Below are 17,746 nucleotides of genomic sequence, written 5' to 3' on the forward strand. Positions count from 1 at the left end.
AGAAGGTGGCCGCGAAGCGGCCGGATGAGGGGGCGTCTTTCCAGCCATGAAGATACTTCGCAAACTCGCTATTGGAGCCGCAGGGGGCGCCTGCCTTTTGGCGCTCTCCGCAGCCAGCCTCTGGGAACTCGACCGTGCTTTCCCACCCCCGCTTCCAGCCGAACTCACGGTCTCCACCGAAGTCCAGGATCGCGACGGCGAATTGTTGCGCGCCTTTGCCACGCCGGACGGCTACTGGCGGCTCGAAACCCGCCTCGACCAGGTCGACAAGCAGTTCGTCGACATGCTGGTCACCTACGAAGACAAGCGTTTCTGGGACCATGAAGGTGTCGACGTGCTGGCGCTGGCCCGCGCCGCCGGCCAGTTCGCCACGAGCGGCCACATCGTCTCCGGCGGCTCGACGCTTTCGATGCAGCTTGCCCGGCTGATCGAGCCGCGCGAAAGCCGCAGCCTCGGCTCCAAGGTCAAGCAGATGCTGCGCGCCATCCAGATCGAGCGGCGATTGTCGAAACGCGAGATCCTCGAACGCTACCTGACGCTGGCGCCTTATGGCGGCAATCTGGAAGGCGTGCGCGCCGCCTCGCTCGCCTATTTCGGCAAGGAGCCGAAACGGCTCACCGTTTCCGAATCCGCCCTGCTCGTCGCTCTGCCGCAATTGCCGGAAAAGCGCCGGCCCGACCGCAATTTGAAGATCGCCCACGCCGCCCGCGACCGGGTGCTGACCCGAATGGTCTCCTCCCGCCTGCTCGGCGAGCGCGAGGCCGCACGGGCCGCCCTCGACGATGTCTCGGACCTGCGCCGCACGCTGCCGGCGCTCGCCGCGCACGCCGCCTATGCGATGTTGCCCAAGGCCGTCCCCGGCCAGCCCTTGCAGCTGACGATCCGCAAGAGCGTCCAGGAGGGGCTGGAACAGGTGGCGAGGGACGCGGCCACCAAGCTCGGCCCTCGCCTGTCGGTCGCTATGGTGCTGGCCGACTCCCGCACCGGCGACATCCTTGGCGAAGTCGGCTCGGCCAATTTCTTCGACGCCAGCCGCTCCGGCTGGATCGACATGACAAAGATCGTCCGCTCGCCCGGCTCGACGCTGAAGCCCTTCATCTACGGTCTGGCCTTCGAACAGGGCCTCGTGGCGCAGGAAACGCTGATCGACGACAGCCCCGTCGATTTCTCCGGCTACCGACCGAAGAATTTCGATATGGGCTACCAGGGCGATGTCAGCATCCGGCAAGCGCTGCAATTGTCGCTCAATGTGCCGGCGATCCGCGTGCTCGACGCGGTCGGGCCAACGCGGCTGATGGCGCGCTTCCGCCAGGCCGGCGTCAGCCCCATACTGCCGGTCAACGAAGCCCCGGGCCTGGCCATCGGTCTTGGCGGCGTCGGGGTGACATTGCGCGACCTCGTCCAGCTCTACACAGGGCTCGCCAATGGCGGCAAGACGCACACGCTGCATGATGGCACCGAGCCTGCCAATGCCGAGCGCACCAGCGCCACCATCCTCGACGGTCAGGCCAACTGGCAGATCATCGACATATTGTCGGGCGTCAAGCCGCCCGAGGGTGCCTTGCAGCGCGGCATCGCCTACAAGACCGGCACCTCCTACGGCTATCGCGACGCCTGGTCGGTAGGCTTCGACGGCCGCTATGTGCTCGGTGTCTGGGTCGGCCGCCCCGACGCCGGCGCGGTGCCCGGCCTATCCGGCTATGTCTCGGCGGCTCCCATCCTCTTCGAGGGTTTTGTCCGCTCGGGCCTCGCCACCGTCCCCTTGCCGGGCAAGCCGCCCGGCGTGTTCAGCCCCAGGCGCGAGGACCTCCCGGTGACCCTCGCCCGCTTCGGCGCCGGGCCGGACGGACTGGTGCAGGCGACAGTGACCGAACCCGCACCGACCATCATCTTCCCGCCCGACGGCGCCCGCGTCGATCTCGGCACCAATTCGGCCGACGCCTCGCCACTGGTGCTGAAGCTGCAAGGCGGCCGGGCGCCGTTCCGCTGGCTCGCCAACGGCAAGCCGCTGGTAGGCATCGATCGTCGCCGCACCGCGACCTGGCAGCCCGACGGCGCCGGCTATTCGACGCTGACCGTCATCGACGCCGCGGGGCGTGCGGCGAGTGTGAAGGTGTTTGTCGAATAGATCGCGCCAAGAAGCGATTCATGGAATTGGCTTTCCACAGGCTCAGCGGATAGCAGGATACTCACCCCATGCCTGTTCCGAGGCACCCCCCTCTGGCCTGCCGGCCATCTCCCCCGCAAGGAGGGAGATCGGATGTCCTTTCCGCTTTCGCCAACTGTCAAAGACAATACGCAACGGCAAAGCTGCCAATCTCCCCCCTTGCGGGGGAGATGCCCGGCAGGGCAGAGGGGGGTGCCTCGCGCCATCTTCTATCGTCAGCAGCCTCAGCACTGGCAGCAACAATCCTTATCGCGGCAACCACACTCCCCGCTTTGGCCGATGCCCTGCCCGCCGGCTTTGTCCGGCTCGCCGATGTCGATCCCTCGATCCGCCAGGACATACGCTACGCCGGATCGGATAATTTCCTGCATCGCAAGGTGGACGGCTATGACGCCCCGGCCTGCATCCTCACTGGGCAGGCGGCAAAGGCACTGTCCGCCGTCCAGAAAGCGATCGCCGCCAAAGGCTTGACCCTGGTGTTGTTCGATTGCTACCGCCCTGCCCGCGCCGTCGCCGACATGAATGAATGGACGCGCGAGGGCGGGCCGCCCGATCCGCAATGGTATCCGAAGGTCAGGCGCAGCGACCTGATCGCCAACGGCTATGTCGGAGAGCTGTCGACCCATTCACGAGGCTCGACCGTCGACGTCGCCATCGCCCGGACGGACCGCAGGTCCAGCCCCAACCCGGCCTGTGGCGCGGTTGATGCCGACACGCTCGATTTCGGCACCGGCTTCGACTGCTTTGATCCGATGAGCGAAACCGCCCACCGCGGCCTTGCCAGTGAAGCGGCGGCAAACCGCAAGATGCTTGTCGACGCCATGCGCGCTGGCGGCTTCAAGAACTATGCAAGGGAATGGTGGCACTTCACGCTGAAAAGCGAACCGTTCGCCAGACAGCGTTTCGACTTTCCCATCACCGCCGATTGATGCACCGGACCAAATTCCACACCTTGCCTCGGCACCGCCCCTTGCTAGATAGGCTGAGTGGCCGGGCCATGGATTCTTCCTTTGGCCGCAAGAGGAAAATATTTCTCCTAACGGCGAAATGGCGTCGAACATTTTCTCAAGAGGGGCAAAAAAGGCAACATTGAATGCATCTAATTTCTACCAATTCGGTAGATTTGGCGCGGGTTCAACGGAGGCAGAAATGACCAAACCTCATTTCAGGAAACTGCTCGGCGCACTGGTCGCCACATCTGTCCAGTTCGGCACGCTCGGTTTCGCGTTTGCCGATACCACCATTCTCAACGTGTCCTACGATCCGACACGCGAGCTCTACAAGGCCTATGACGAAGCTTTCGTCGCGCATTGGAAGGCCGAGACCGGAGAGACGGTCACCGTCCAGCAGTCGCATGGCGGATCGGGCGCCCAGGCCCGCGCCGTGATCGATGGCCTCGACGCCGATGTGGTGACGCTGGCACTTGAAGGCGACATCAATGCCATCGTCTCGAAGGCGAAGAAGATCAATCCGGACTGGCGCACCAAATTCGAAAACAATTCAGCGCCTTACACCTCGACCATCATCTTCCTCGTTCGCAAGGGCAATCCCAAAGGCATTCACGACTGGAGCGACCTCGTCAAGGACGGTGTCCAGGTGATTACGCCTAATCCTAAAACCTCCGGCGGCGCGCGCTGGAACTATCTCGCCGCCTGGGCCTACGCTAACGCCAATGACGGCGGCGACGAGGCCAAGACCAAGGAGTTCGTCGGCAAGCTCTACGCCAATGCCCCGGTGCTCGACACCGGCGCGCGCGGCTCGACCGTGACCTTCGCGCAAAAGGGCTTGGGCGATGTGCTTATCGCCTGGGAAAACGAGGCCTATCTGGCGCTCGACGAGTTCGGTGCCGACAATTTCGACATCGTCTACCCGCCGACCTCGATCCTGGCAGAACCGCCGGTGGCGGTGGTCGACGCCAATGTCGATGCCAAGGGCACGCGCAAGGTCGCCGAAGCCTATCTGAGCTGGCTCTATTCCAAAGAAGCGCAGACGATCATCGCCAAGAACCATTATCGTCCTGCCAAGCCCGATCTGGTGCCGGCCGAAGACCTCGCCAAGCTGCCGCCGATCAAGCTCGTAACCATCGACGATCCACAGTTTGGTGGCTGGAAAAAAGCACAGCCTTATCATTTCGGCGATGGTGGTATATTCGACCAGATCTACAAGCCCCAGTAAGCAGTCGATATTCAGGACGACATGACCACAGCACCCGCCCAGGCGGGGTGGCGATTCAGGCAGCCGAGCGTAATTCCGGGTTTCGGATTGACGCTCGGCTTCTCGCTTGCCTACCTCACCCTCATTATCCTCATCCCGCTATCCGGGCTGCTCTGGCGCTCGGCCGCCCTTGGCTGGCCTGAATTCTGGGCGATCGCCACCGATCGCCGCACCATCAATGCGCTGAGAATCAGCTTCGGCACCGCCTTCGTCGCAGCTGCGGTCAACGTCGTCTTCGGCACGCTGGTCGCATGGGTGCTGGTGCGCTACCGCTTCCCCGGCCGCCGCATCGTCGATGCCATGGTCGACCTGCCCTTCGCCCTGCCGACGGCTGTGGCCGGCATCGCGCTGACCACGCTCTACGCGCCGAACGGCTGGATCGGCAAATTGCTGATGCCGCTCGGCATCAAGGTAGCCTATACGCCGCTCGGTATCGTCATCGCGCTGATCTTCATTGGCCTGCCCTTCGTCGTGCGCACCGTGCAGCCGATCATGGAGGAGATCGACAAGGAAGTGGAGGAAGCCGCCGCCACGCTTGGCGCCAATCGCTTCCAGATCATCACCCGCATCCTGTTTCCGGGCCTGGCGCCGGCCATCGTCACCGGCTTCGCGCTCGCCTTCGCGCGTGGCGTCGGCGAATATGGCTCGGTCATCTTCATCGCCGGCAACTTGCCCTACAAATCAGAAATCGCACCGCTGCTGATCGTTATTCGGTTGGAGGAATACAATTATCCGGCGGCAACCGCGATCGCGGCGATCATGCTCGCTTTGTCGTTCATCATGCTTTTGGTCGTCAACCTCGCACAGTCATGGAGCCGCAAGCGCTATGGCTGACCCGGAGATCAAATCCTACGAACCGCATCATGAAAGCCAGTCGGCGGCGGTCACGGAAAGCCGCCCTGCGCGCCTGGCTCTGATGGCCGTCGCCTTCGCCTTCCTCGGCATTTTCCTGCTCTTGCCGCTGATCATCGTCTTCAACGAAGCCTTCGCCAAGGGCATCGGTGCCTACACCGAAGCGCTCGGCAGTGCCGACACCCGCTCGGCGATCCGGCTGACGCTGCTGGTGGCGGCGATCTCGGTGCCGCTCAACATCGTCTTCGGCATCTCCGCCGCCTGGGCGATCGCCAAGTTCGAGTTCAAGGGCAAGGCCTTCCTGACCACGCTGATCGACCTCCCCTTCTCGGTCTCGCCGGTCATATCGGGCCTCGTTTATGTGCTTCTGTTCGGCGCCCAAGGGCTGCTCGGCACCTGGCTGAAAGCGCATGGCATCGTCATCCTGTTTGCCGTGCCGGGCATCGTGCTGGCCACAATCTTCGTCACCTTCCCCTTCGTCGCCCGCGAGTTGATCCCGCTGATGCAGGAACAAGGCAATGGCGACGAGGAGGCAGCGCTTTCGCTCGGCGCCAATGGCTGGCAGACCTTCTGGTACGTGACCTTGCCCAACGTCAAATGGGGGCTGCTCTACGGCGTGCTCCTGTGCAATGCGCGTGCCATGGGCGAGTTCGGCGCGGTATCGGTGGTGTCGGGTCACATACGCGGCCTGACCAACACCATGCCGCTGCATGTCGAAATCCTCTACAACGAGTACAACGCCGTCGGTGCCTTCGCCGTCGCTTCATTGCTTGCGGGCCTGGCGCTCGTCACGCTGGTCTTGAAAACACTTCTCGAGATGCGCTACGGCGCCGAGATCGCCGCAACACGCGGGCACTGACAAAGGGACCACTATGGAAGTTCGCGTTGCCAACGTGCGCAAGGAGTTTGACCGGTTTCCGGCGCTTCACGACGTCTCGCTCGACATCAAGTCGGGCGAACTGATCGCGTTGCTGGGACCGTCCGGTTCCGGCAAGACGACGCTGCTCAGGCTGATTGCCGGGCTGGAGCGGCCGACACGGGGAAAGATATTCTTCGGCGACGAGGACGCCTCGCACAAGTCGATCCAGGAGCGCAATGTCGGCTTTGTCTTCCAGCACTATGCGCTGTTCCGGCATATGACGGTGGCGGACAATATCGGCTTCGGCCTGAAGGTCCGGCACGGACCGTCGCGCCCGCCGGCGCAGGAGATCCGCCGTCGCGCCTCCGAGCTTCTGGACCTCGTCCAGCTTTCAGGGCTCGAAAAGCGCTATCCGGCGCAGCTCTCCGGCGGCCAGAGGCAGCGCGTGGCGCTGGCGCGCGCCATGGCGATCGAGCCCAAGGTGCTGCTGCTCGACGAGCCGTTCGGCGCGCTTGACGCGCAGGTGCGCCGGGAATTGCGCCGCTGGCTGCGCGAAATCCATGACGCCACCGGCCATACCACCGTCTTCGTCACCCACGACCAGGAAGAGGCGCTGGAGCTTGCCGACCGCGTCGTGGTGATGAGCCAGGGCCGCATCGAGCAGGTCGGCACCGCCGACGATATCTACGACACGCCGAACTCGCCCTTCGTCTATGGCTTCATCGGTGAATCAAGCTCGCTTCCCGTCAAGGTCGAGAATGGCGAGATCTGGCTCGCCGACCGTCCGATCGGGATTGCCGCGCCCAACGAGCCCTCGGGCGATGCGACGCTCTATTTCCGCCCGCATGATGTCGAACTGCTGGACGGCTGCAGCGGCTGTATCGCCGGCACGGTCGCCGCCAGCCGCCGCGTCGCCGGCACGCGCCGGGTCGAGCTTGAGATCGGCGGAGAGCGCCAGCGGGTCGAAATCGAACTGCCCGTCGACCACCCCGCGGCGCAGAAAAGCCGGGTGGCGTTTCGCCCCGGACGCTGGAAACTTTTTCCGGCGGCTTGATCCTCTGGTCGAGGGCTACGCCAGCCAGTTCTCGACCTTCAGGCCTTTGATCCGGTTGAACTCGCCCGTGTTGGCGGTCACCAGCGTGGCGCCCAATGCACAGGCATGAGCGGCAATAAAAAGATCGTTGTGGCCAATGGTCTGGCCTGCCGCTTCAAGCTCGGCGCGAAGTCCGCCATACTCGGCATCCACCGGCACATCGAGCGGCAAGACAGGAATCTCGGCCAGCAAGTCTTCAACCTTCTTGAGCAGCTTGGCCGATCCCTTCCTGGCGCAGCCATATCGCAATTCCGAGGCGACCACGATGCTGGTGCAAACCGCGTCATCTCCCTCGCGCGACATTGCCCTCGCGGCCTTGCCAGCCGGGTTTCGGATCATGTCGCTGATGATGTTCGTATCCAGCATGAACCGCATCTAGAAAATGTCCTCGGATTTGACTGGCGTGTCGTCGATCTCGGGGAAGTCGTCTTCAGGATCGAGCGGCGGCTCTTTCGCCCACTGGGCGAGCAACGCGGTGAGGCCAGGTTTGCGAACCGGCTCGATGACAAGACGATCGCCTTCCCGGCTGATCAGGACTTTTTCGCCGGGAAGCTCGAACTCGACAGGAATGCGCACCGCCTGGCTGCGGTTGTTGCGAAACAGCTTCGCCTCCTTGGGCGGCGTTGTTGAATGACGGTTCTGGGGCATGTTGTTGCAGCTCTTTTGTATATGCCATTTGTATATGCCAAACAGCGCCACGGTGCAAGGCCCGGGAAAACTCGGCACAGGAGACATCGCCTGCCATCGCACCCCGGAACGTTTCGGTCTGATGGCGGTCGGCTTAATTCATGCTTCGAGCGACACGACTATCCTTTCGTCACGCCTTTCAGCGACAGCACCAAGGTCATTGGGTTTTTCGGCGAAGCCGCAAAACCGTAGTGTTCGTAAAAGGCTTTCGCCTCATCCGATATGGCATGAACAAATATCCCGCGAATCCCGAGGATCGTCGCGGCGCGACCTGCCCGTAAAACGGCGTCTTGCAGCAGCGCGGCACCCAGCCCCTTGCCTTGCCAGCCCGCGTCGACGGCAAGACGCCCGAGCACGACCATCGGAATGGGATCAGGCATGTTGCGACGAATGGCGCCGGGTGCCTGCGCGAGATCAAGCCCGCCCGAAGAGAGGCAGTAATAACCGACAACGCGCGCGTCTTCCGCCACCACATAGGTACGCGACGCGCCGCCGACCTGGTCGGCTCGCGCCCTCAGGCGAAGCCATTGGTCGAGACTTTCCGTCCCGCTTTGAAAAAGGTCGAGATCGTGGTTTTCGGCCAGAGGCGCGGGCGCCGATAGTATCATCCCTGCCACGGTCTGGGCACGTTCATAAGGCGTGCAAAACCTTCACCGCTTGGCGTCTCATCGAGGATGTCGAGATAGTGCCGATAGCTCTCGGGATCCACCTTGATCAGTGCCTGGTCGAGCAGCGTGTCCTCGGCCGCACGATATGCAGCATCGATCATAAAGTCGGAACGGGTCTTCCCGCGTATTTTCGCAGCACGGTCGATCAATATGCGCACATCCTCTCGGATGCGCAGATTGACAGGCTTGGCGTGGGTCTCGGGTGTGGTCTTTGTCATGGCAGCGCTCCTTGTCGCTCCCGTAGCACACCTGCATACACAATGTGTATCTTTTTTCGGAACAGTCAAACGAATTGGAACGATCGGCGTCCACCGAGGCGAAGTCGCACTTGAAAGAAAAAACTACGAACCTTCTATTCCGGGGATAGGTTTTCTAGAAGCGATGCATTGATCCTCGGACCCATGCCTCGTCGCACACCACGCACCCCGGCTATGGTCCGACCATAATCACATTGCATCGGAGCCTGTTTTCATGAAGCGATTTTTCCTCGGGCTTGCCACCGTCGCCGGCCTGTTCCTTGCATCCTCCCAAGCCTGGTCGGCCGACAAACTGCTCAACGCATCCTATGATGTCGGCCGCGAATTGTTCGTGCAGGTCAACAAGGCCTTCATCGCGCAGCATCCGGGCGTCACCGTCGACCAGTCGCATGCCGGCACTTCGGCGCAGGCGCGCGCCATCGCCGAGGGCCTTGGCGCCGACGTTGTCACCTTCAATCAGGTCATCGACATCGACTTCCTGGTCAAGAAGGACCTCGTGTCGGCAGACTGGCAGAAGAACTTTCCCGACAACGCCTCGCCCTTCTATTCGCTGCCGTCCTTCCTGGTACGCGCCGGCAACCCCAAGCATATCAAGGACTGGAACGATCTCGTGCGCGACGACGTGCAGGTGATCTTCCCCAACCCGAAAACCTCCGGCAATGCGCGCTACACCTATCTGGCGGCCACCGCCTACGCCAAGGAGGCCTTCAAGGGCGACGACGCCAAGGTGAAGGAGTTCATCACCAAGCTGTTCAACAACGTGCCGATTTTCGACACCGGCGGCCGCGCCGCGACCACCACCTTCGTGCAGCGCGAGATCGGTGATGTGCTGATCACCTTCGAGTCGGAGACGCGCGGCATCCGCAAGGAGTATGGCGACGGCAAGTTCGAGCAGGTCACGCCTTCGGTCAGCCTGCTGGCCGAATTCCCCGTCGCGATCGTCGACAAGGTTGCCGACGAGCACGGCACGCGCGATCTGGCCAAGACCTATCTCGACTTCCTCTACACGCCGGAGGGCCAGGACATCGCCGCCCGCAACGGCCTCAGAGCCCGCGACGCCGCTGTGGCGGCAAAATACAAGGCCGATTTCCCCGATATCCGGCTGCTGACGGTGGAAGACGTTTTCGGCGGCTGGGACAAAGTGCAGAAAGAGCATTTCGCCGCCGGCGGCCTGCTCGACCAGACCTACGGCAGCCGCTGAAGGCAGCGATATCTGCGGAGCAGACGGAAAGGCCGGCGCCCTGCTGGCTTTTTTCGCTTTTTGAACGCCGATAACCTGGTTATCAGTGGAATATCCGCGTTCTCAGTGCAAAACGTTACAAAGAATCAACGCGTTTGTGCCTAACGTGCAATTTGGTGTCTGTTTCGCGGAACATCATCGCGCGGCGAAAACGTCATTATTTGCACACAAACAGTCGCCAGATGCGAGTGGTTGGGGCTTTTATGGGTTGATCTGGGCATGCTGACAAAAAAAGGCAAATACGGCCTCAAGGCCCTCGTGCATCTGTCTGGCCTGCCGGCCGGCCAATTGGCCTTCGTCAATGACATCGCTGTGGCCAACAACATCCCGAAGAAATTCCTCGATGCCATCCTGGGCGAGTTGCGCAATGCCGGCTTCGTCCAGAGCCGCAAGGGCAAGGAAGGCGGCTACCGCCTTGCCCGGTTGGCCTCCGAAATCAAGATCGGCCATGTCGTGCGCGTGCTTGACGGGCCGCTGGCGCCAATCCCTTGCGCCAGCCGCACGCAGTATCAACGCTGCGAGGATTGCGACGAGGCGACCTGCCAGGTCCGCCACATGATGCTGGAGGTGCGGCAGGCGATCGCCGAAGTGCTGGACAATCGCAGCCTTGCCGCCATGCGCGACGCCGACAATGACGATTTCCCGGTTGAGCTGACGTCGCAGATATAAACCACCCACTGCAAGCTGACCGCGCTCAGACAGACATGAGATTCTTCCATTGAAGAGGGAGTTCTCCAAATCCCGGGTTGCGAAGACTCGAAATCACAGGAGAACCCCATACAGTTTGGCCTATCCGTTCAAATTGGACGCAGCCTCGAATACATCGCGTGCGGACGTCGTACCCGCCACGTGCTCCGTGCCCGCCACACCGAGGTCCATCCAGCCCGCATTCACGGCCTCGTACATTTCTTCGGCAGGTCCGCTGTGGCCCTTCGGGATGCCGAATTGCTCGAGCGCTTCCGCCCACCCTGCACGCGGGATTGCAAAGGCTTTCACGTTGAGATTCAGGACTTCGCCCAATTGCTCGGCGACGTCGTCCGCGCTGACCATCGAACCAAGCTCGACGATGCGCTGCCCTGACCACATTGGCCCGGTCAAAAGCGTTGCGAATTCCGCGCCGATGTCGTTCGTCGCGACCATTGTCGATTTCCGGTTTGTCGGATTGTAGAAAGCCGGCAGCGTTCCGCCCTGCGCGACCTGCAACCCGAAAAGAAAATTCTCGAAGAATCCGCCTGCGCGCACAAAAGCAACTGGCGATGTCAGGTCGCGAAAACCTTGCTCCAGAAGGGACAGAGCCGCGATCACCCCGTGCCCGCTGGTTCTGTTCGCGCCCATAGACGAAAGCGCAACCACTCGCGGCGGCGCTGCCTTGGTGAGCGCCTCGACATAGCTTGCAATCACGCCCTTTGCTTCCTTGTAATCGGGTGAAGGCGCCCAGACAGGGGGCAGCATGACGAACGCGCCTTCGACGCCTTCGAGCGCTCGTTCGATGGCAGCCGAATCGTTCCAATCGCCGTCAACGAGCTCCACGCCCCGGTTCGCCCAGCTCAACGCCTTCTCGCGGTCGCGGACCAGCGCGCGCACCTTCTTGCCTTGCGCTAGCAAATGCCTTGCCGTCGCGCCGCCCACGTTTCCCGTGATTCCCATTACTAAGAACATGTGTTTTCTCCTGATGTTTAGGGACAGAGCTGCCCCTGTTGGTTCAATGGATGAGCGGCAGAATGGCCCGGATACGGGGATCGCGCAGATAGAGGCCGCCCCAGGTCATCGCGCCCAGAAGCAGGGAAATGATTTCCGGCGGCGACCCCAACTCACCGATGCGGAGATGGGCGCAGATGGCACCTCCCAAAAAGCCAGTCACCAGGATTGCGCCGAGGACGGCGGTGACCGGGATGGCGTAGAGGATGGCGCAGGCGAGTATGATCGGACCCACGACACGGGTCAGGTCCATCGCGAACCCGGTTTCCTGCAACATGCTCGCGATCCGTGCCGGCGCGAAAAGCTGAACAGTGCCGTCTGCCATCAAAGCGATAACGACAAACGCGCTCATTATCCGGCCGGCCCACAGGGCGCGATGCAAGGTCATGGTTTCAGGTGTCTGATGCAGGTTCACGGTTTCCGACACTTGTCATTCTCCATTGGGAAGATCCCATGTTCCAAGCTTACTGTGCCCCCAAGACGTGATAAACACCGAGGAAATGAACCGACTGTTCTCTTTTCGGGAAACAATACCGGGGCACGAAAATGCAAAATCTCGAACCCATCCTCATTTTCATAACGGTAGCGGAAATGGGGAGCTTCACCCGCGCAGCCGACAGCCTGGGCATCCAAAAGGGGAGAGCCTCAACGGCGGTCCGGAAGCTGGAAGAAGATCTCGGTGTCAGGCTCCTGCACCGGACGACGCGCAGCGTGCGGTTGACGGAAGACGGACGCGCATTTCATGCCCGTGCCCGCGATCTGCTTGCTGAAGTCGATGATCTGCACTCGATGTTCGCAGGCGATCGCGTGGCACTTCGCGGGCGTTTGCGGGTCGACCTTCCAACCGAAGTGGCGCGCACAACGATCGTGCCTGCCTTGCCGGATTTCATGGCGGCGCACCCCGAGTTGGAGCTGGAGGTGTCGAGTACGGATCGGCAAGTCGATCTGGTTCAAGAGGGGTTCGATTGTGTATTGCGGCTTGGACCCATTCGGGACGAGACGCTGATTGCCCGCCCGTTGGGCCTGTTGCGCATGGCCAACGCTGCCAGCCCCGCCTATCTGGCTCGCCATGGCGTCCCTCGGTCGCTGGAAGATCTCCTGCGTCAGGAACATAGGACAATTCATTTTTCGACGATGCTGGGCGCGAAACCTTATGGATGGGAATATCCGGACGGCGACAGCTATGCGACGCTTCAGTTGCCAGGTGCGCTGCACGTCAACAGCGCGCAGACCTACGAAGCCGCCGCCCTCGCCGGCCTTGGTGTGATTCAGGCGCCACTCTTGGGCATTGGCCGATACTTGGAGAGTGGAGCGCTTGTCGAGATCATACCCGATTTTCGTCGCCGGGCGCTCGCCGTGTCCCTCGTCGTTGCGCATCGGAGCAATCTGTCGCGCCGAGTCCGCGCATTCATGAAATGGATCGAAGATGTGCTGACGCCATATATGGAATAGCGACACGAGTATCTTCGTCCGACCCTCGAAATCGACATTTCTGAAGTTGTGTCTGCCGACCGACGGTCCGGCGTCGCGGGCGCCGGCTCAAGTGCGGACATGAGTACCGTGCCGTGCTCAGCCCCGCGCTGGCGCCGGAGGCGTCTGTCACCCCGGCAACGGACACCGCCAGGGATGGCGCCAAGAAAATGGCCGTGCAGGCGCACTACATCCTGCTCAAGCGTGACCGCCTGCTGGAGGCGCTGAGGCTCTACCCCGAGCAGATGCTGACGTGGTCCCGCCGGCAGCGGCTGACCGAGACCCAGAACAGCACCGGCATCGGCACTGACGATGAAAGTTCATGACCGGCGTATCAGTCGGACCGCGGCAGCGACGAGCTCACCGACCGGGCGCGTCGCATCGAGCGTCAAGGCCCGCTCCTCCACTGCCGGCGGCTCGAGGATGGCGAACTGGCTGTCGACCAGGCTTGCCGGCATGAAATGGCCCTTGCGGTTACCGACACGCTGCCTGGCCGTGGCAGGGTCGATCTCCAGATAGAGGAAGACGATTTCCGGGCAGAAGCTGCTCAACCGGTCGCGGTAGCTGCGCTTCAGTGCCGAGCAGGCGGCAACCACGCCCTGTCCGCCGCCCACCGACTCCGCGATGCGCTCGCCGATCGCGTTGAGCCAGCCTTCGCGCAGTTGATCGGTAAGGGGTTCGCCGCTTGCCATGCGTGCGACGTTTTCCGGCGGGTGCAGCCTGTCGCCCTCGATGAAGGCAACGCCCAGCGCGGCCGCCAGCGCAATACCGACGGCCGACTTGCCGCAGCCGGCGACGCCCATCACCACGATGGCCGGAGACACCGAGCCGGGAGCGCCCGCTGGCGCCTGTGCTGCCTTTTCGTCCACTGTCAGCGGCTTGCCGGCGCGCGGCCGTAGAGCAGCAGCATGGCGACAATGACGACGCCATAGATGATCTGCCGCCCCGCCTCCGGCATCTGCATGACGGAGAGGATGGACTGCAGCAGCGTGATCAGGATGACACCGGCGACAGTGCCGAGATAAGAGCCGCGTCCGCCCAGGATCGAGGTGCCGCCAAGCACCACCGCGGCGATCGACGGCAGCAGATAAGCGTCGCCCATCGACTGCGCCGCCTTGGAGGCATAGCCAGCCAGAAGCACGCCGCCGAAAGCCGAGAGCCCGCCGGAGACGGCGAAGGCGATCATCACCACGCGCCTTGTGTCGATGCCGGAGAGATAGGCCGCGCGCTCGCGGTTGCCGATGCCGTAGACGGTGCGGCCGAAGCTGGTCCGCGTCAGCACGAACACCATCGCGGCCCCGATCAGCGCCCAGATGATGACCGCGTTGGGCACGCCCGGAATGGCAAAGCCGGTCGCCAGGTAGCGCATCGCGCCCGTCGCCGAATCCTGCGGCGAGAAGCCGCCGGTGTAGACCACCATCAGCCCTTGCGCGACAGCGTTGGTGGCCAATGTGATGATCATCGAGGGGATGCGCAGATAGGCGACGCCGATGCCGTTAACGACGCCGATCAGCATGCCGCAGAAAATACCGAACGGAATGGCCAGCGCCACGCCGACCGGGCCGTACGCCGCCGCAGCGCAGGCCATCATGGCGCCCGCCGCCACCGCCCACGGCACCGACAGGTCGATCTGACCGAGCAGGATGACCAGCATCATCCCGGTGGCGATGACGCCGAGGAATGAAGCCACCTTGAGCTGCTGCAGAAGATATTCAGGCGACAGGAAGCTTCTGGAATAGAGGCTGCCCAGGAACAGCAAGAGAACGATGCAGGCAAAGGCCGTCAGCACCGCCGGATCGGCACGGCGGATGAATCTGGGCATGCGGCCGGCAATACCGCCAAGCGTCGTTTCGCTCACAGGAACCACTCCAGCCGGTTGCGGACCCGAAACAGGGCGAAGGCGCCGAGGCTGACGGCGACCAGCAGGATAACGCCCTGGAACAGAGGCTGCCAGAGCGGATCGAAATCGAAGACGAACAACAGGTCGCCGATGGTGCGGAAGGCCAGTGCACCGAAGATGGCGCCGATGGCGCTGCCCTTGCCGCCGAACAGCGAGACGCCGCCGAGCACCACGGCGGCGATCGAAAACAGCGTGTAGGAGTTGCCGCTGGCATAGGCCGCTTCACCCGTATAGGTGAAGAAGGTCAGGAACAGTCCGCCGATCGCCGCCAGCAGGCCGGCCAGCGTGTAGGCGGCGAACTTGCCGCGCCGGATCGGCACGCCGGACATGTAGGCCGCCGTCTCCGACGACCCCGCCGCATAAGCCGCGCGGCCGAGCACCGAGCGGCTGAACGGCACCCAGATCACCAGCACGACGGCCAGCAGGACGACCAGGCTCGCCGGCACCACGCCGAACGCACGGCCGGTCAGCGCGTCGGCCAGATCCTCATTGACCGAGCCGCCCGGAAATGGCCGCAGCAACAGGCCGATGCCGTAATAGACGGCGCCTGTGGCAATGGTGGCGACGATCGGCTGCAGCCGGCCATAGATGACGATGGCGCCGTTGATCGCGCCGCACAGCAGCCCTACCGCCAGCACGGCGATGACACCGAGCGTCGTCTGCATCGGCGTGCCGACCACCAGCCAGGAGGCGAGGCAGTTGGTGAGCAGGAAGATCATGCCGACGGACAAGTCGATGCCCGCGGTGATCACCACCAGCGTCTGCGCCATGGCGACGAAGGCGAGCAGCACACCCTTGTTCGACGCCGTCTGCACGACATTGGCGGTGAAGCCCGCCGGATGGTTCGAGGTGTAGATGACGAACATGACGATGAAGATGCCGAACGCCAGCAGCGTTCCGCGCTGCTCGGCCAGCCAATAGCGCCAATCTTTCACGCGCTTGCTCCCAGGCCCACTGGGCTCTCCTCGCCATGGATGTTGAGCGCGCTTGATATCAGCGCCCGCTCGGTGATCTCGGCACCGACCAACTCGCGCTTGACCGCCCCGTCATAGAGCACCAGCACGCGATCGCAGCAGCCGATCAGTTCGTCATAGTCGGTCGAGTAGAACAGGATCGCCGCACCCGCGTCGGCCAGTTTGCGCATCAGCTGGTACAGTTCCTGCTTGGTGCCGACGTCGATGCCGCGCGTCGGATCGTTGAGCAGGATGATGCGCGGCTGGCGCATCAGCCATTTGGCGATGACCACTTTCTGCTGGTTGCCGCCCGAAAGCGCGCCGACCGGAATGTCGAGGCCCGCCGTCTTGATCGCCAAGAGGCCGACCATGTCGTCGATCAGCCGCTGCTCGGCGGCGCGATCGATGATGCCGGCCTTCGACAGCCGGTCGAGCGCCGCGAACGACAGGTTCTCGCGCACCGTCATCGGCAGCATCAGCCCTTCGGTCTTGCGGTCCTCGGGAATGAGCGCCATGCCGATGCCGTCGTCGCGCGCAACGGATGGACTGGTGATCGAGACAGACTTGCCGTCGATCAGGATCTGGCCGCTGAGGCCCCGCAGCACGCCGAAGAAGGCGAGCAGCAATTCGCGCTGGCCCTGGCCGTCGAGGCCGCCAAGGCCGACCACCTCACCTGCCCTGACGGTCAGCGAGATATCGTGCAGCCGGTCGGCCCATGAGAGCTTGCGGGCCTCGAGCCTGGGGGCCGCGGTGGCAGGCACGGCCGCCGGCTTGGGCGGAAAGATATGGCTGTATTCGCGGCCGATCATCAGTTCGACCACCTCATTGTCGCTCTTCGAGCCGGCTGCATAGCTGGCGACATTGCGGCCGTTGCGGAACACCGTGCACTGATCCGCCAGTTCGGCGATCTCGTTCATGCGGTGCGAGATGTAAAGCAGCGCCAGCCCTTCCGAGCGCAGCCGCTTGAGCACCGCGAAGATCTTCGAGACATCCGCGGCGGTCAGCGCGGAGGTGGCTTCGTCGAGGATGAGGATGCGCGGCTTGCGTGCCAATGCCTTGGCGATCTCGACCATCTGGCGGCGCGACAATGGCAGGTCCTTGACCAGCGCCAGCGGGTGGATGTCGGCGGCGCCGGCGCGAGCAAGTGCTTCTTCGGCGATGCGGCGCTGCGCCTTGCGGTCGATCATGCCGAAGCGTTTGGGCGGATCGGAAATGACGATGTTGTCGGCCACGCTGAGCTCAGGGACCAGCGACAGTTCCTGGAAGATGCAGACGATGCCGGCCTTGTTGGCGGCCCCCGGAGAAGCGAAGGTCGCCTCGCGCCCGTCCAGCGTCATGCGGCCCTCATCGGGCGCCACGACACCTGCCATAACCTTGATCAGCGTCGATTTGCCGGCGCCGTTTTCACCGAGAATGGCGTGGATGCTGCCGGCTTCGACGACAAGCTCGGCCTTCTCCAGCGCCCGTACGCCGCCATAGCGCTTGGATATGCCTTCCATACGAAAGAGCGGAGCCGCACCGTCCATCGGCCCTCCCAGGGCGATTGTGGGATTGAGACAAGCGGCCCCGGGCCCGCCCCCGCGCCCGGGGGAAACCCCGCCTGGTTTTATTGGTTTTGGTTGTGTTAAACCAGAAATGTGTATTAAAAAAAAAAACCCCCCCCCCACACCCGCAAAAAAATAGGAGTT

General features: G+C 62.9%; 20 protein-coding genes. 10 read left to right on the forward strand and 10 right to left on the reverse strand.

Translation table 11 applies throughout. The features are described 5' to 3' along the window. Positions 1–46: 46 nt before the first annotated feature. The 6 genes from pbpC to NKH97_RS27225 all read left to right on the forward strand — a co-directional run bounded on the left by pbpC (position 47) and on the right by NKH97_RS27225 (position 7,146). Entirely contained in the window at positions 47–2,128 is a 2,082-nt protein-coding gene (gene pbpC, locus NKH97_RS27200) for a penicillin-binding protein 1C (RefSeq protein ID WP_128303433.1), read from the forward strand. Between the two features lie 209 nt (positions 2,129–2,337). After that, positions 2,338–3,096, forward strand: a complete 759-nt coding sequence (locus NKH97_RS27205) for a M15 family metallopeptidase (RefSeq protein ID WP_164892897.1) — start codon at positions 2,338–2,340, stop codon at positions 3,094–3,096. Positions 3,097–3,316: 220 nt separating this feature from the next. Continuing rightward, on the forward strand, positions 3,317–4,342 hold the full coding sequence (locus NKH97_RS27210) for a sulfate ABC transporter substrate-binding protein (protein WP_127271865.1): 1,026 nt from the start codon (positions 3,317–3,319) through the stop codon (positions 4,340–4,342). Between the two features lie 21 nt (positions 4,343–4,363). Then, entirely contained in the window at positions 4,364–5,215 is an 852-nt protein-coding gene (gene cysT, locus NKH97_RS27215; protein WP_013530875.1) for a sulfate ABC transporter permease subunit CysT, read from the forward strand. Next, complete coding sequence (gene cysW, locus NKH97_RS27220) at positions 5,208–6,092, forward strand: sulfate ABC transporter permease subunit CysW (protein WP_127270916.1); 885 nt, start codon at positions 5,208–5,210, stop codon at positions 6,090–6,092. Before cysT ends, cysW begins: the two co-directional genes overlap by 8 nt. A 13-nt stretch (positions 6,093–6,105) precedes the next feature. Continuing rightward, entirely contained in the window at positions 6,106–7,146 is a 1,041-nt protein-coding gene (locus NKH97_RS27225; protein WP_023813221.1) for a sulfate/molybdate ABC transporter ATP-binding protein, read from the forward strand. A gap of 15 nt (positions 7,147–7,161) precedes the next feature. On the opposite strand, the gene NKH97_RS27230 is transcribed toward NKH97_RS27225, so the two are convergent. The 4 genes from NKH97_RS27230 to NKH97_RS27245 form a co-directional block, all read right to left on the reverse strand. Then, positions 7,162–7,560: a type II toxin-antitoxin system VapC family toxin gene (locus NKH97_RS27230; protein ID WP_023813222.1), complete on the reverse strand. Its 399-nt coding sequence runs from the start codon at positions 7,558–7,560 to the stop codon at positions 7,162–7,164. Beyond that, positions 7,561–7,833, reverse strand: coding sequence for an AbrB/MazE/SpoVT family DNA-binding domain-containing protein (locus NKH97_RS27235; protein WP_023813223.1), 273 nt, complete (start codon positions 7,831–7,833; stop codon positions 7,561–7,563). It lies immediately after the preceding gene. A gap of 158 nt (positions 7,834–7,991) precedes the next feature. Next, positions 7,992–8,477 (reverse strand): GNAT family N-acetyltransferase, encoded by a 486-nt coding sequence (locus NKH97_RS27240; RefSeq protein ID WP_352799168.1) that lies wholly within the window; start codon positions 8,475–8,477, stop codon positions 7,992–7,994. Next, the gene (locus NKH97_RS27245) at positions 8,477–8,758 is read right to left on the reverse strand and encodes a type II toxin-antitoxin system TacA family antitoxin (protein WP_023813225.1); all 282 of its coding nucleotides are present in this window, start codon (positions 8,756–8,758) and stop codon (positions 8,477–8,479) included. Before NKH97_RS27245 ends, NKH97_RS27240 begins: the two co-directional genes overlap by 1 nt. A 253-nt stretch (positions 8,759–9,011) precedes the next feature. On the opposite strand from NKH97_RS27245, the gene NKH97_RS27250 reads away from it, so the two are divergent. After that, entirely contained in the window at positions 9,012–9,998 is a 987-nt protein-coding gene (locus tag NKH97_RS27250; RefSeq protein WP_352799162.1) for a sulfate ABC transporter substrate-binding protein, read from the forward strand. Positions 9,999–10,256: 258 nt separating this feature from the next. Then, positions 10,257–10,706 (forward strand): RrF2 family transcriptional regulator, encoded by a 450-nt coding sequence (locus NKH97_RS27255; protein WP_023813227.1) that lies wholly within the window; start codon positions 10,257–10,259, stop codon positions 10,704–10,706. Positions 10,707–10,826: 120 nt separating this feature from the next. Here the strand turns inward: NKH97_RS27255 and NKH97_RS27260 are convergent, their stop codons facing one another. After that, entirely contained in the window at positions 10,827–11,696 is an 870-nt protein-coding gene (locus NKH97_RS27260; protein ID WP_352799163.1) for an NmrA family NAD(P)-binding protein, read from the reverse strand. Between the two features lie 43 nt (positions 11,697–11,739). Further along, a complete protein-coding gene (locus tag NKH97_RS27265; protein WP_127295470.1) occupies positions 11,740–12,162 on the reverse strand; it encodes a DoxX family protein in 423 nt (140 codons plus the stop codon). Between the two features lie 119 nt (positions 12,163–12,281). Between NKH97_RS27265 and NKH97_RS27270 the strand changes: the two genes are divergently transcribed. Beyond that, the gene (locus tag NKH97_RS27270; protein ID WP_352799164.1) at positions 12,282–13,187 is read left to right on the forward strand and encodes a LysR family transcriptional regulator; all 906 of its coding nucleotides are present in this window, start codon (positions 12,282–12,284) and stop codon (positions 13,185–13,187) included. 113 nt (positions 13,188–13,300) lie between these two features. Beyond that, complete coding sequence (locus tag NKH97_RS27275; RefSeq protein ID WP_352799165.1) at positions 13,301–13,531, forward strand: hypothetical protein; 231 nt, start codon at positions 13,301–13,303, stop codon at positions 13,529–13,531. On the opposite strand, the gene NKH97_RS27280 is transcribed toward NKH97_RS27275, so the two are convergent. The 4 genes from NKH97_RS27280 to NKH97_RS27295 are packed head-to-tail and all read right to left on the reverse strand — an operon-like array spanning position 13,526 to position 17,584. Then, entirely contained in the window at positions 13,526–14,074 is a 549-nt protein-coding gene (locus NKH97_RS27280) for a gluconokinase (RefSeq protein WP_352799166.1), read from the reverse strand. The genes NKH97_RS27275 and NKH97_RS27280 overlap by 6 nt on opposite strands. A 2-nt stretch (positions 14,075–14,076) precedes the next feature. Continuing rightward, positions 14,077–15,063, reverse strand: a complete 987-nt coding sequence (locus tag NKH97_RS27285) for an ABC transporter permease (protein ID WP_127295464.1) — start codon at positions 15,061–15,063, stop codon at positions 14,077–14,079. Next, complete coding sequence (locus NKH97_RS27290; RefSeq protein ID WP_023813234.1) at positions 15,060–16,040, reverse strand: ABC transporter permease; 981 nt, start codon at positions 16,038–16,040, stop codon at positions 15,060–15,062. Before NKH97_RS27290 ends, NKH97_RS27285 begins: the two co-directional genes overlap by 4 nt. Continuing rightward, complete coding sequence (locus tag NKH97_RS27295) at positions 16,037–17,584, reverse strand: sugar ABC transporter ATP-binding protein (RefSeq protein WP_023813235.1); 1,548 nt, start codon at positions 17,582–17,584, stop codon at positions 16,037–16,039. Before NKH97_RS27295 ends, NKH97_RS27290 begins: the two co-directional genes overlap by 4 nt. Between the last annotated feature and the right edge of the window lie 162 nt (positions 17,585–17,746).

The organism is Mesorhizobium sp. M0870 (assembly GCF_040319775.1).
Taxonomy (GTDB): Bacteria; Pseudomonadota; Alphaproteobacteria; order Rhizobiales; family Rhizobiaceae; genus Mesorhizobium.

Bases quoted from the DNA above. Each gene is read 5' to 3' on its own strand.
- pbpC (WP_128303433.1), top strand. From the start codon at position 47: ATGAAGATACTTCGCAAACTCGCTATTGGAGCCGCAGGGGGCGCCTGC.
- NKH97_RS27205 (WP_164892897.1), top strand. From the start codon at position 2,338: ATGCCCGGCAGGGCAGAGGGGGGTGCCTCGCGCCATCTTCTATCGTCA.
- NKH97_RS27210 (WP_127271865.1), top strand. From the start codon at position 3,317: ATGACCAAACCTCATTTCAGGAAACTGCTCGGCGCACTGGTCGCCACA.
- cysT (WP_013530875.1), top strand. From the start codon at position 4,364: ATGACCACAGCACCCGCCCAGGCGGGGTGGCGATTCAGGCAGCCGAGC.
- cysW (WP_127270916.1), top strand. From the start codon at position 5,208: ATGGCTGACCCGGAGATCAAATCCTACGAACCGCATCATGAAAGCCAG.
- NKH97_RS27225 (WP_023813221.1), top strand. From the start codon at position 6,106: ATGGAAGTTCGCGTTGCCAACGTGCGCAAGGAGTTTGACCGGTTTCCG.
- NKH97_RS27230 (WP_023813222.1), bottom strand. From the start codon at position 7,560: ATGCGGTTCATGCTGGATACGAACATCATCAGCGACATGATCCGAAAC.
- NKH97_RS27235 (WP_023813223.1), bottom strand. From the start codon at position 7,833: ATGCCCCAGAACCGTCATTCAACAACGCCGCCCAAGGAGGCGAAGCTG.
- NKH97_RS27245 (WP_023813225.1), bottom strand. From the start codon at position 8,758: ATGACAAAGACCACACCCGAGACCCACGCCAAGCCTGTCAATCTGCGC.
- NKH97_RS27250 (WP_352799162.1), top strand. From the start codon at position 9,012: ATGAAGCGATTTTTCCTCGGGCTTGCCACCGTCGCCGGCCTGTTCCTT.
- NKH97_RS27255 (WP_023813227.1), top strand. From the start codon at position 10,257: ATGCTGACAAAAAAAGGCAAATACGGCCTCAAGGCCCTCGTGCATCTG.
- NKH97_RS27260 (WP_352799163.1), bottom strand. From the start codon at position 11,696: ATGTTCTTAGTAATGGGAATCACGGGAAACGTGGGCGGCGCGACGGCA.
- NKH97_RS27270 (WP_352799164.1), top strand. From the start codon at position 12,282: ATGCAAAATCTCGAACCCATCCTCATTTTCATAACGGTAGCGGAAATG.
- NKH97_RS27295 (WP_023813235.1), bottom strand. From the start codon at position 17,584: ATGGACGGTGCGGCTCCGCTCTTTCGTATGGAAGGCATATCCAAGCGC.